At 50.1% G+C, this 14,105-nt stretch carries 3 protein-coding genes; all 3 read left to right on the top strand.

Going from position 1 to position 14,105, the window contains the following annotated elements; genetic code table 11:
* Positions 1-441: 441 nt before the first annotated feature.
* From U9R83_RS13650 to U9R83_RS13640, 3 genes are read left to right on the top strand one after another with little or no spacing between them, the layout of a single operon-like run.
* Complete coding sequence (locus U9R83_RS13650) at positions 442-3,882, top strand: hypothetical protein (protein WP_328575283.1); 3,441 nt, start codon at positions 442-444, stop codon at positions 3,880-3,882.
* 5 nt (positions 3,883-3,887) lie between these two features.
* Positions 3,888-8,762, top strand: coding sequence for a hypothetical protein (locus U9R83_RS13645; RefSeq protein WP_328575282.1), 4,875 nt, complete (start codon positions 3,888-3,890; stop codon positions 8,760-8,762).
* Complete coding sequence (locus U9R83_RS13640; RefSeq protein WP_328575281.1) at positions 8,759-13,633, top strand: hypothetical protein; 4,875 nt, start codon at positions 8,759-8,761, stop codon at positions 13,631-13,633. The genes U9R83_RS13645 and U9R83_RS13640 overlap by 4 nt, the downstream gene beginning before the upstream one ends.
* The last annotated feature ends 472 nt before the right edge of the window (positions 13,634-14,105 follow it).

The raw sequence follows: 14,105 nt of genomic DNA, 5'->3' as shown, positions 1-14,105 counted from the left end.
TCGTAATTGCGGGCCTGCTTTTATTTAGAAATGTATCAACTTGGACTTGGTTTAATAAGAAACTACTTTATTTTCGTTAAACATCGTGAATTAACTCCGCAAGAGCGAGGAGAAGCGGAAAACCTCGGCAAAAGGAATGAATTTCGAGATTCTCCTAATGAATACGGTAGTTTTCTTGGAGATATATTGATTGCTCTTCTATCAAGAAATACCGCCACAGCTTACATGTAGTCTATGTCTGCAGTTGGCGGTGCCTTTTATTCGAGGCTACTACCTGCCCTACTATTCTACATCGATTACGCTTAGCTTGTTTGCCTTGCTTATATAGGGTAAAAAGCCCGCTGCCGAGTGAACTCCCAAACACCGGAAGAATAATTTATATAATTTCAATAATTTGGTAAACATAGGAGTGTAATGTAAAATAAGAACAAGGACTTTGGGGTGAAAATGATGTCGGTTACCTTCAAATTATGCTCATTCGATGCCAAGGGGCATCTTTATATTAGTAAGCCTGATGCGCCTGACCAAGGGTACATTGCTTATGTGCTCCCGAGGAAAATCCAGTCGACTTTGATCAGTCTTGAGCAGGCGTTGCATCAATATAAAGGCACTTTCGTCTTCTCATTGACGCCTCTTCCCGTCACAACCGAATCGGATACAGGGAAATTCATGAAGCTTTTACAAGCCGTCCTGCCCGCCCCGCCGGCAAGATGGTTCATGTGGCTTCACGATCCATTGGCAGTTAAGGCCACTACCATATCCCGTATGGAAATAAACGCATCCGGCAGACGGATTGCTTCATCGGGCAGCATTCCCATCAACGGCAGGCGATGGCGTTTCATGCTACCTGAAGGGTTACCGCTTGCACTCACAGACAATCAATCGATCGAGATGAGCGCGGGCCGGGAAACGCCAATCCGTTTCGCTGGCCGTCAGGCGCCGGCGGTGAAGGACATACGTAAAGTAACGATTCCTTTTACAGGTCCATACCGGGGCTGTATACAGATCAATGCCTTGTATATCAACGTCCGTTCCTTGGCAGGGAGACATAAGCTTCGAACCGGTTTTCAATTTTGCCATCCGGATGGGGCGGATGAGGGGGCGGTTCGTTCCGGCTGGTATCCGCTGCTAGAACAAAATGGAAGCGAATATATCGGTTTTGCGGCGAGCTTTGATCCGTGTGCAATGGCACGCGGAGCGCGATCAATTGGAGAATCGGGCAATATTAGAGCATATCTGCGTTTTACGGGACATAATTGTGATGGCAGACGTACGCTTTTGAATACTGCATACATAACAAAGCTGGGCTATCCGGTCCAAATGACGCCTATCGTTGGAAGCGGAGACGACGCCATGCTTGTATTTCATGAAACTCCGGGAGACAGAGGGCGCTCAACCGGTCTCATGCTCTCGCCAGCAGGAAAGTTTGCACTGTCCGTTCAAGACGGCATCGGGGGATATGGACATGATTTACTGTGTGGGTTATCAGGTACCGAGTCTCTTTCCTTCGAGTCGGGCGATTTTATTTATTATTCGCCTTTCAATTCGGCTTATGCCCGTAGCTATCCGTTTCAACAAACGACGACAAGGAGCTATCCTGTCGACGAGATTGAGCAATTGCTTCGGAACGACTATCTGACCTCGTATGCCGTCCTGAAGCCGATGACTCCGGGTCCCGCTCCTAATACAGTCCGTTACTGGTCGCAGTCGGAGGGAGCGGTTCTGTATGGCAGCGGAAGGATCACCAAGGAATTTAACAAGATGTTCCTCGATTACGAGCAAACATGCGTTGCGGTGAGGGAAAACAGTCCGCCGTTCCCACTTGTTCCGTACGGGCGCGTTCAAGAAGAAGCCGGGCAACATCATTTTACAGAAATGGATTATATCGATTTCGAACAGAAGGTGATAGCCCTTCTCCGGCGACATCTGTTGGAAGTGGAACATGAAGAGGCCTTCAAGTTAACTGACGTGGATTTTGCCGATATGGAATATCAGGCGACAACGTCGTCAGGCCAGCTGGTCGCTCTGAACGGCAGCCGTTATCTCAAGGTTCTACTGGGACGGTCCGCGAAACCCGATGCGCCGGACTTGAGCTTTGTCCGTCTAGATGAGAAGCTACAGAAGGCGTTACAGACGAATCAATTATTTCTGGTCGCTTCCTCTAATCGGTATCTTAGCGCTTCTCCGGCGGAAGGGGACGGACCAGGCTTTAACAACCGCTTGGATATTGAAAATTGGATGTTTAGCATCGAGACGGGAACACGTAATCAATACATGGATTATCGGGATATTATTCTGATCAAAGGGCGTAAAGATACAGAGATGTGTATCCGGGATCTTGTTGCAAAGCCCGAAATGTGGACGCAGACGAACGATTTCTCCGTATCGGCGGACGGGCAAAGCCTGGATGCATCTGCGGAGCTGGCTGGATTGTCCTCATGGCTCGTGAATTATATAGAGGATGCATGCAACCAGCCCGATCCGGCATTCGAGAACTTCAGGTCGATCGTCAACAGTAAGAACTGGAACGGCATGCTTATTCTGAAAGCCACACTGGCCGACATTCCGGAGGAGGTTGGGATGCTTGCCGCCGGGATGGACCCGCAATACATGTTTGCCCATCACCTGGGGACCGGTTCGACCCCGGTCAAGAGGGAATTGAATGCGGAGGAAAATAAAGCAAGCGCCGTCTTCGGGCTCATTCACTATGTTCATCCTCACTATACGCCGCCTGAAAACGATCCATATTATACCATCGACCCGGATCCAGGCGACTTTGATTTCAAAGTGCTGTATATGAAGGTCAGTCTGTTTCAAGGCGCCGTAGCTGACTTTTATTGCTTGTCGCAATTGACGGTCAACAAATTGTTCGACCAGCCCGTCGCCGGAATGAAAGGGATGCCGAAAGGAACGCACACGATGCTGATCGAAGGCAACGAGGAACGGCAAAACGGCCTGTTATCCTACCGGTTTCAATTGAAGCACGACTATGTGTATCATTTTTCCAGCAGTTTATTGGATAGAGTGGAGTTGATCGGGATTAGCCTGAGCAACGGACAACGCAGCCAAAACCTGGACCAAACCGCCGCCACATTGTATCAGTTTAACCTGTCGGGTTACATAGCCTTTCATGCGTGTAGGCAAAAGTCGGGAACAGAACACTTTTTCGATGTGATGTCTTTCGGAGCGGAGCTGCCGGCGAACTCGGGGAGGAGAATACGCCTTGCCGAGCCCGAAGCGGCAAGGCGTATCGGCCTCAGTTTCTCTGCACTATCGATTACGATGAAGGTGCCTGATGCGATGCAGGGGGAAAACTCGTTCGAAGCGGATCCGACGCGTATGGTGTTCGACCCGACCGTCAGCACTATCCGTCAAAATAGCCTTTTCCGCTCATTTCCGCTTGAACTGCAGGGCTTAATTGTCGGCGAAGGGGATATAGGGAGCCTCGGTTATTTGCCGGTCGGCGTTGTCCCGCAATTGACGGGAGTGGGTAAACGACGCTGGCACGGGCTGCGGATGCGTTTAAATCTTGGCGGACTCGGCGCTTTGGCAGGCAATGCGGGAATCGATGCGGAGCTACTGCTGGCATGGAGCTCGGATGATGGGAACGACATGCAGTCGTACAACCTATCGGTAGGGCTTAAACTTCCTTCGGCCCTCAAGCGGTTTGAGCTGCAGGGCGTGGTGGAACTGGTATTCGAACATCTGTTTCTGCGGTTTGATGAGAAGCAGGGATTCTCCTTGGAGATGAATCCGGTTGCGCTCAGGCTTCTTGGTCTTAAGCAGCTACCAACAAGCGGCGCGATATCGATGAAGCTGTTCGGAAAGGATGGAGAGAAGAAGATAGGCTGGTATGCCTTATATCCTACAGAAGGGAGCTAGACGGAGTGAGTGATTTAAAAGAGTTATACATGGATCTTGACCGAGCGCTTCTTCCGGGGGGCAGGATGGAGCTTCTTTCGGCGCTCGGGGGGACGGGAATTATCGCCGATACCCTGACTAGGTGCGTCGGGGACAATGCGCTTCAGCTACAGAATGCTACGGTCGTCTTCAATTCGTCTCAGACGCAGATTGTCGTTGAGGGGATCGAGACAGATTTTGGATTCGGACAAACCGCGGCGCATTTGGTCTTCACTGTTTCTTCAGAAGACCGTTATCACTTGGCATTGACGCTTAATCCTGTTCAACAGGACGAAATATGGCGGTGGAGAGGATTGCCCTGGATCGCTTTTCGTCTGGTTGCACTGGAGCTCGCAGTTGAGGACCGGGACGAGCAGGCTGTATCTGGTAAACTTACTGTCTCAGCCAAAGTCGGTACTCAGTGGGTTACCTTTTCGGCAAATTATCCATTTAAGGACCTTACTTCCTTCAATACGGAAGGCGTTATCACCAATCTGGGAATGGCCGATTTATCACCGTTCACTGGTAGCGCCAATTTGCTGCAGCTGTTGCCCAACACGCTCAGAACGTTCGTTTTCACACCGGAGAATATTCGCTTCAATGTGGAGGGTAACGCCGAGAAACTAAAATCGATCCATGCTAGACTACGCTTGAATGAACAATGGACTTTGTTTCCGGAAGTCGATGTGAAATCCTTATTGATTGACATCGAGGTAAACGAACAATCGTCGAATACCGATCTGGAAGTGAAGATTTCGTTTGAGGGTGATGTCGTACGCAAAGATAAAGTCATCTTAAAGCTGTACGGAACGCATGATCAGCTTAAGCTCAAGCATGCAGGGAAGTTGCCACTCTCAGAATTTCTGGAACTGTTTGTTCCTGTTACGATGCCGGATATCGGTCTGGGTGATGTACTGGCGTTGGAGGCATCAATCTGCTTTAAGCCGGATTTCGTCTATTCGCTGGAAGCCAAGATAGGCAAGAACGAACCTCCACCGCTGCTGACTGTGACAGGCATTCAGCTTGAAGATATTACGATATGTGTGAATGGCGATTCGCGCAAACAGTCAGTTGTGCTGAAAGCTGAAGCGGACTTTTACGGGTGCGAACTTAAACTTGAAGCGAACTATTCAGGTTGGAAAAATCAGGTGGAACTCGGCGAAGGTCAGTGGATATTTACCGGAAGGTTAACGGAACCGGAGAAAAAGCTGAAGAAAATCGTCAAGCAGCTTGCTTTGCCAATCAATCTCCCAGAGTTGAACGGCATCCATGAGCTCGAGGTTGTTTATAAGCCGAAAGCGACGGCGGGCCTCGATGAATGGTGCATTATCGGATATACCGATGAATGGAAAAGTCCGATCGATGATAGCACCCGTGTTCATGCCGAGCTAAAGCTGGAGCAGAAGGTAGTCGGTGATCCGCCTTCCAATCCTCAAGTTTCATTCAGCATGTGTGCTGTCATGCATCTCGGGAGCGACGAGTTGCGAATATGCTACGATGGCAGCGGCGACTACACCTTATGCTGGAACGGTTTCAAAGGTAGGTATTCACCGGGGCAGGAAGTTGCAGAAATCGATCTTAACGCTGAACGTCAGTGGACCATCGGCAATATTGTGGAGTGTGCTGTTTCATGGGTAACGGGCATTCGCTTCGGTTTGGCGCCGCCATGGAATGTTCTGGACGACATAGGCTTGGGCGACTTGAAGTTGCGTTTTTATTTTAAAGACAAAAAATTAGACCATATCGAATTTTCCAAAGACTTGGACGACTACGATTTTGGTTTCGGCACCATTAAAAGCCTGAAACTGAAGCATATCTGGGATAGTAAAAGCGTCATGATTACGCTGGACGGTGATATCACAAACTGGTTTGGTGAGGATGAGCCTTTGGAGTGGAACGTAGCGGACCCGTCCAAGACGCCTGCACTGCCCGGAATGGGCAATCAACTGTTTAATTTGAAGTTGCTCGCGCTCGGTCAGCATATCGGGATAAAGGATACCGTCAAGAACGTCAAGGATGCGATTGATAAGATACATGATTTTCCTGATTCCCTGCCGCTTGATGAAAACTCTTCTAGAACGGCTGTCTTCGATCCAAATGCAGGCTGGCTCATTGCCGCGGACTTTGACGTGCTGAAGACAGGGAGCGATTATCTGTTTTCGCTCGGCCTCATCTTTAACGATCCCAATCTGTATGGGCTTCATCTGTCCATGGGCAATCAGGCCGGAGGACTATTCCGCGGCCTCGAATTCGAAATCCTGTATCAAAAGATCAGCGACTCGATAGGTGTCTATCAGGCAGAAATTCAGTTGCCGGACAGTCTGCGCTATCTCGAATTCGGCGCTTATTCCATTACGCTCCCGAACTTCTCGATCGCCATTTATACGAACGGCGATTTCAAGCTCGACATCGGGTTCCCATGGGATTTAGATTTCTCGCGTTCATTCACGATCCAGACAATCGTTCCCCCAGGGATTCCGGTAATCGGTTCTGCAGGATTCTACATCAATAAGTTGTCTGGCGAAACTTCAGATCGTGTACCTGTCAGTGACAACGGACGGTTTGGAGAGGTGCTAGAGTTTGGTTTCGGCATGAGGCTTGGCATCGGCAAGGAGATCGTGAAAGGTCCGTTGAAAGCCGGATTCAGCGTGACGATCATCGGTATTTTGGAAGGCGTGCTGGCCAAGTGGATTCCTTGGGATAAGGAAGATCATCACGCTGCGCTCGCAGAATCATCCGACTTTAATCTTCAGGGAGAATATTTTTTTCAATTAATCGGAACCGTGGGTATTCAGGGGAAATTGTTTGGCTCTGTTGATCTGCCGCTCATCAAAGCGGACGTCGATATAACGGTAACCGTGGCGACGCAGCTTACGTATGAATCCTACCGCGACATCGAGTTCGCGATTATTGCGGATGTTCGCGTGTCCGTCAAAGTCAAGATCGGTTCAGGCCGGTTCGCCGTTAAAATCAAAATCCATTATGAAGAAAGCGTTAAAGAAAAGTTCGTCGTGGAAGCCTCCGGGAAGGCTCCTTGGGATCCCGTCCCGCCTGGCTCGCGATTGATACCCGAACATGGATTAGCCCCGGAGCGGGTTGAAGGCCCATGCAGGCTGACAGATGTTGCTGATACCTCTTGTGCGGATGTTGCTGATACTGACGATAGGCGCGTTCCGATAAAGATGAACTGGCGCAACTTGCAAAAGAGCGAGCATCCTGTAAAGGCTCGATTGACGCCAGTGCTTACGGTTAACACCGAACAGTTTGCAAACGGAGACTACGCGGCCCATCCCGCCTATGTTCTGCTGCTTGCGATGGATACGATGGGTGAAATGGATGAAACGGGAAAAGAACTTCCGGAGCTAAGTGACTTCGAGATTATTTGCAGACAGCTGTTTCGCTGGTTAATCGCAGCCGCCGGGAAAGGGAGTTGTCGTGAGGACGAACTAGATACCACGAGCCTAACCCGTACGCAGCTGTGCAGGATTAAGCACTATTTATCGGGCGAACAGTCGGAAAGTCTGGTTTCAGAGGGAGACGGCCGATACGTGGTTGAAAAGGATTGGACGCCGATCCCGGTTGCTGAGATTGTGCATTTTATGGAGCAGCACTGCAACCTGACGATTTATATCGCCCCGGAGGGAGAAGAGCCGCAGGAAGGAGAAGAGCCGGAGCTGCCTATGACGACCTTCTTCCCGATGGTGCCGCAGCTGCGACTGACAGTACCAGACCCGCTCCATCCAGAGAGGATCTATATTCAGCATCATTTCCATGACGTTGCCTGTGTAGACAATGACTATTTGTCCAATCTTCAGCGAAGCTTTATGCAGATGGCGGTTCAAGTCGGACAGGAGGAAGCAGCGGACGATGAACAGCTTAGACGATCATCCGGTCACGCCTGCATGCACTCCATTGCAGAGTTTGTCTTTGCCGACTATTTCCTGCTACTTTGCCGTCAGATGACGGAGGCTGCCCTACATGCGCTAGATAATACGAAACATCTGCTAATACGGAATCAATCGATTCATAGTATTGCTTGTACGTATGCGAAGCATAAACAGGAAGAGTTTACCGTTGCCGACCTGCTTCATGCCAACCGGGATGTTCCGTTAAACTCACAGCTCACGGCCTTTACAGCTCTAAAGCATAAAGTGCGGGCGGAGGACACCTTGAATACCATATTCAAGCAGTATGGCTATGTGCCAAATTGGTTCAACACTTCGCTCCCGGGTCAGACCGATCTTCTTCAAATAGGTGTGAAAATAACGTGCGAGCTTCCAAGCGGCGAGCGAGTATCGTACGACATTCGAAGCGGCGATACCTTGCTTACCTTGATGACACAATTCGGCTATACCGATTGGGAACTGTTTAAATCGAAGTGCAGCCTTTTCGACATGACGGCACTCCGTCCCAATGCTCAAATCACGCTGCCTGACTTTTCCTTTCAACCACAGAGCGGTTACACTCTTGGAATGATTAGTGGTCAAACGGGGCTGAGCTTCATACAGCTTGCAGATAGCACTGCAAACCTTGACAGCATGGCGTTGTTCGCGGCGGAAGAGAAAAGCCTGTTAATCGGGGAACTAATTTCCCTCGAAACTGGAAGCTTGTTCGATCAAATGCGCATTGACCATGCTTTGCGCAATCTGTCGGGCATGGTTTCTCGTTTCTTTCTGCACGGATTGCGTCTCCCGCTGAAAGGAATCCGGCTGCCGGAGCAGTTGCTGGACGAAGAAGGATATCGCGGCTTGTACCAATTAACCGGACAGCAGTTTGACGTGCCGACTTTTAAGGATGCGTTATCGTTTACCATCGACAATCCGGACGAATTATCGTGGGTCACTTTAATGAAGGAGGAATGAAAGCAATGTGTTCGTTGAATGTTAAGCTTAATGCGAAGGAAATCATCAAAATCAAGGCAGTCGCCGAGTATATAGGACAAGAAATGTTCAGCCCGCCTGCGAACGTTACCGTCGGAGAGACGGTACAAGAACTGCCGATGAAGTATACGACCGTGCAGGGCACCGCTTGGCAGGCAGCACTGAAGGGTACAAATAAGATGTTGACGCCTTTGCAAATTTGGGATATGCCGGCCGATTTTTCGAATTTGACGGCCAAAGCGGTCTTGACCAATCCTTCCGGGACTGAAGAAACAGTCTATTATCCGAAAGCTTTCCCCATGCGAATGTTGAAAAAACGTGATACAGATCGGTATGAGGAGAAACAGATCTCCGATTTTGCATGGGCGACCAAGCTGAATGTCACCATCAGAAGGATTGCTGACGGCGACAACAGCGTCTTTAACAAATATACGTACGAGCTCGCCGGAGTCCGGGAATCGGATATGATTTTGCTGGAGCGGCTGATGCGGCATGTGAAGATGAATCCATCGGATCTTCCTGTAAAAGTGAAGCTGCTATATAAAGACGAAGCGAACAGTAATGAACTGTCCTGCTCGGAAAACCAGTTGTTGTTCATCCAGAAAGCGAACTGCAGCATCGAGACGAATCCGTCGAATTCGGGCTTGTTAAGAATGGAGGAAGCGCTTGCTGACGGGCTTGACATGGATCTGTTCATTCGCAGTCTTTGGGAAGGGAGCGTAACCCGTTCTGGGGGGTTCTTCCTGTTTCATTACGATATCGACAACAAATCCGGTATTCCTGAGCAGCTGTTCGAAAATCGGGGCGAGGCTCAGGTCAGGCTGCTGTTTCTCTGGCCTGTTTACGAGGTGGAAAAGGAGGAATTGCTGGAATTGCGCCCGTATATCAATACGGTTGTAACCGCTATCATCCCAGAGGATGAAGAACGCGCCTCCATTTATGTCAAATTGCTCACCTCTACCATCGATCGGCCAAGCGACGGGCATCCTGCACTTGAGAAGCTGGCAAGCAGTTACTTCACCGATGCATCCGCCATTGCAGTGACGAACCGTCTGCTGCAACTGACTCCCGGCGTGTCGCTGCAAATAAGGAACGGCACATACATGGTAAGAGAAGGACAGCCGGACGATTCTTCCACCATAGCGGAGCATTTCACAATCAAGGAAGAAGATCTGTTGTCTACTAATCCCGGCTTGCGGCAAGGCGAGAAGCTTCAAGTGTCTATGGCGGTTCGGTTGCCCGAGCTTGTGGTCGTGACGACCCCGGAGCAGCATTTGGAGCAGATTTCGAAACAGTTTGGCATACCCGTTGCCGCGCTTGGCGCTGATAACCGTCATATTCCGGGCTTGTTCGCTCCTGGCGGCACCATACGGCTTGTGACGGGAAACCGAAACCAGATCGGCGTTACGCCTCCCGGATCAGTGGAGGTCAGAGCCGAACGGCCGGCTCCTGTCGAATGGTCAGACGGGAAGGCGTTTATGGCCGATCACTATCTGGCGAGCATGTTTCAAATGCTACAGCCTCGGATCTGCCACAATTTCGATTTTCGAGCGAGTAATCCCGGTTTACCGGCTGGACCGAAGATGAGCGAAACGGTAGACTACGTCAATTTTCATACTGCCAATCCGTCTGCCGAGTGGTGGTACAGCCGTTCCGTTCCTTATTCTATGTATGCGGTGGCAACTAACTACAATGCGCCGTCTTCCCCAGTATCGAATCCGTACGAAGGAGCAGGAAAGATGCTCCAGCTCGATTTGCAGTGGCTGGATTTATTCGGCAATCGTATCCGATCCAACCTTGATGATTACTCCACAGGCAGCGGAACCGCAAACAGGATGCCCACGATTGTCGGCTACTCGGATACGCTGCTTGGCCTTTCGAGATGGCCTTTCGTTTCGATTGACTATGTCTTAGAGCCAGATGCAGAGAATCGTTCGCAAGTTCTGCTACGCATACTTCTTAAATTTGATGCATCCTCCTTCCGCATTAAGAAGGGAACCGGCGAAAATACGGTTCGAAAGAGAGCGTTGGAAGCGCTGGCGACTTACCGCACCATCTTAAATCAGTTGATGCCGCTTGCTAGCGGAGGCGATCTTGGCTTCCAATGGTGTACAAGTCTGCTGCCGGGTGGACCGAGAAATCTATCCAAACTGAATAAACGGTTAATGCTGAAGATGCTGAAACGCATATGGGAATGGCTATCCGATCTTGCCTGCCATCCCGGTAGATTCAAAGATCCAGATATTGCCTATACGTTGGATCAGCCGATTGTTCGAAGGGAGATCAACAAATCGAATTTGTTCGAGCTTACCGTGGATGTGCTGCTGACAAGACCGCTTGATGCCGTTAGCCCGTTATTCCGCTCGTCGAGACATGTCTTTGAATCTTCCACGCGCATTCTTCCCCGCAGAATCGCTGAACCCCGAGATAAAGAGAAGCGGTCCCTGCGGCAGTTTGCGATTATGGCAGAGCGGGCTCTATGTATGGAGGACCGGTATTTCTTTAAACTAGCCGTGGGCTCCGACCGGAACCGGGTTGTGCATGCCCGCACCGAGCAACCGGTATGGCTCGTCCGATTCGCATCGAAGGGTAGTAACGAAGGGATGCATTACGACATACCCATACTGGATAAATCCAAGCTGGCTATCTATGCTCCGAAACCGATGATCAACCGCTCAGAACCGTTCGAGTATAAGCAGACGTGGTGCTACAAGTACCAATCCGACGAATCTGACGAATCTGGTTTCTACGAAAATCGAGATGCGGGCATGGTGCAGAAAAACCGCGAGAGCATGGAAAAGTGGGCGCGGCACTACCTCGCTTCGATTGACCGAATGCTGTCCCCTCGAAATTGCTCAGCAATGGGTGTGATCCGCAAGCTTACACAACAGGATCATACTTTAGCTTTGCAGGAGCTCAAGAAGAAGCTGGCGAAGGTTGTCTCAGGGCTGCTAGACTATGTTTACCGAGGCACCCCTCCGGATAGTGAGCGGCATGAGCCCGTGCGCGAGCTTTACCGGCAAAGGTTGCTGAAAGAATTATCGAATGCCTACTCCATCGGCGCTGCTATTCAATTTCAAGTGGAAGCAAGCGGCGGTGAGGCGGGCGACGAGCCGCCAAGCGAGCTTTGCCGGCTTTACGGACCGATCGTACCGAACGGGAAGGAGGTGCCTGTCGGATTCTCGCTCACCAATGCGAGGCTACCCTTGTATCGGACAGCAGATGGAGCGAAAGAGAGAGCATTTCTCCAATTTTCCCTCTCAGGCAACAGGGTAGGCGCCGGCGCGGCACTTCCAGGCGAGGATACCGTTCAACCTTTCGTCGACCTTGACGTCGGCTTTTTGCCGACACATATCGAGCACCAGATAGAAGCGCTGCCTTCTTCGGAAGCGGAGAGCCCGGAGGACGTCTATCAAGCCTCGTCATGGCTGCATTTCATTGTGCCTCCGGTGGAGGGAAAGCAGAGCGAGTGGAAGCTGTACCGAACGCTTGGTTCCTTTAAAGTCCCGCTCATTCTTAGAGCGTTTCCAGAGGAACCACATCTTGTTACGCAGTCTTTCGAAGACCCGTTGAAATCCGTCAAGGAACAGGGGCCGCTTACAGACTATCTGATGTATGATTACCTTTTCACATACAGGCGTACCAAACATTATACACAAGACCGGGTTTATTTTTACGTCAAGTTCAATGAACTGATTAATGAGACGCCTTCGTTCACTAATACTGCCGATCTATGCACCACGTTGGCCCTGTTCAACGATGTTTACAAAGACTTGGAGAAGGACCTTGACAATGAGATTGGAAAGCTGACGAAAATACCGGAAACTTTCAACGAAAAGACGCTCCCGCAGATCGACAAGATTTTCCGCGATTATCTGGAAATGGCCAATCGCGTCGCAGATAGTTGGATCACCGAATCGGAAGCGGAGAAGTTTCTGGATGACAGCGGCTATCGCTTCTTTTTGTCCGAAACCGGGATAAATGATGAAGACCGACAATCAGAGGCTTACCTGGTCGTCCGTTTCGAAGAGCTGACGCCACCGCCTAAGGGGATGAAGCAGCCGACGGTAACGATTAACGGCTACCGGACATTGCTTAATAAAGTGACTTGCAGAAAGGACCCGAATACCGATAAAGTGCTGCATGTTTACGAATTTACCTTTCAGGATGAGAATGGGACGAAGCTGCTGCCGGCCAGCGACGGACAGACAATTCCCGAACGGAAGGTCCGGCTGCCTAATATAAACATCGTTGTCAACCAGAACGTTTGCCTATATTCGCATGTGACGCGCAACGAAGAATTGATCGACGGTTGTCCTCTAGCAGAACCTTTTGTTTATCGGACGGGCGAGAAAAAAATGGCCAAGCCGCTCAAGCCGCATTTGTTACGGGACAACCGGATTGATATGGCCAAAGTCAGCGGAAGCGGCAGACCGCTTGAGGAGCATTTGAGCGCATTCTTTAAAGCGTTGTTTGACGGATGCGCCCCCGATTCCTGCCAAAAGGTCCAGCTGGAGTTTTTCTATTCCTACCGGATATCGCAAAAAAGCTTCCGCCCGTCCTTGCCGATGGCGCTATTCCCTCCTCTGGAGATGGAACTGTCCAAATTGCATGTCGTTTCCGACAACTGGACGGTCGGTCGGTACAATCAGGATGCATCGTTTGTCTGCAACTTGACTTCACGTCTATGGAGGGCGTTTAGCGAAAATCCGCCTCGAGGTGCCGACGGTAGCATCGAATTCAAACTGACCGTTATGACGAACCGGACGGCAGAGGATATACGTCTTGTCGACCTTAACGCGGTTACGCTCGGGATCGAGCACGTGAATCCTGCGCCTCCCCTTTATGACTGACGTAGCCTGTAAACACGTTGACTAATAACACCTGAATGGGGAGGAGGATGGCTCATGTTAATGCCGGTAGTCTACTTTAACAGCTTGGAGATATGCAGATGAACGAACAGAAGGGCAAATCTACTGCGGTCATATATTGTACGAGGCTGGTGAATGGTACGATTATTAATGAAACACAGGAATGTTCGGAGCAGAGCTAGGAAAGGCTAGCTGAACGGCAATGGGCCGCACAGGACTTGACCTGTACGGTCCATAATTAGTGTTGCGTTGGGTGAAAGGAAGCCCGATAACACAAACATAGGTGTTTTTGGATCCCCGTAAATTGGGGATTTTTTATTTCAAAGCACAAATGTTTGTGTCGCGAAGCCACAACACAAACATAAGCGCATAATCGTAGATTCATTTGGATCGCAGTAGTTAATGATTTATTTTTCAGTGGGCTCGCTCCGCTAACGGGTAGTAATCATAATAC

The sequence above is a fragment of the Priestia sp. LL-8 genome (assembly GCF_036227845.1).
In the GTDB taxonomy this organism is placed as follows: Bacteria; Bacillota; Bacilli; order Bacillales; family Bacillaceae_H; genus Priestia; species Priestia zanthoxyli.
Note: the sequence above shows the minus strand (reverse complement) of the source record. Positions and strands in the feature narration are given on the sequence as shown.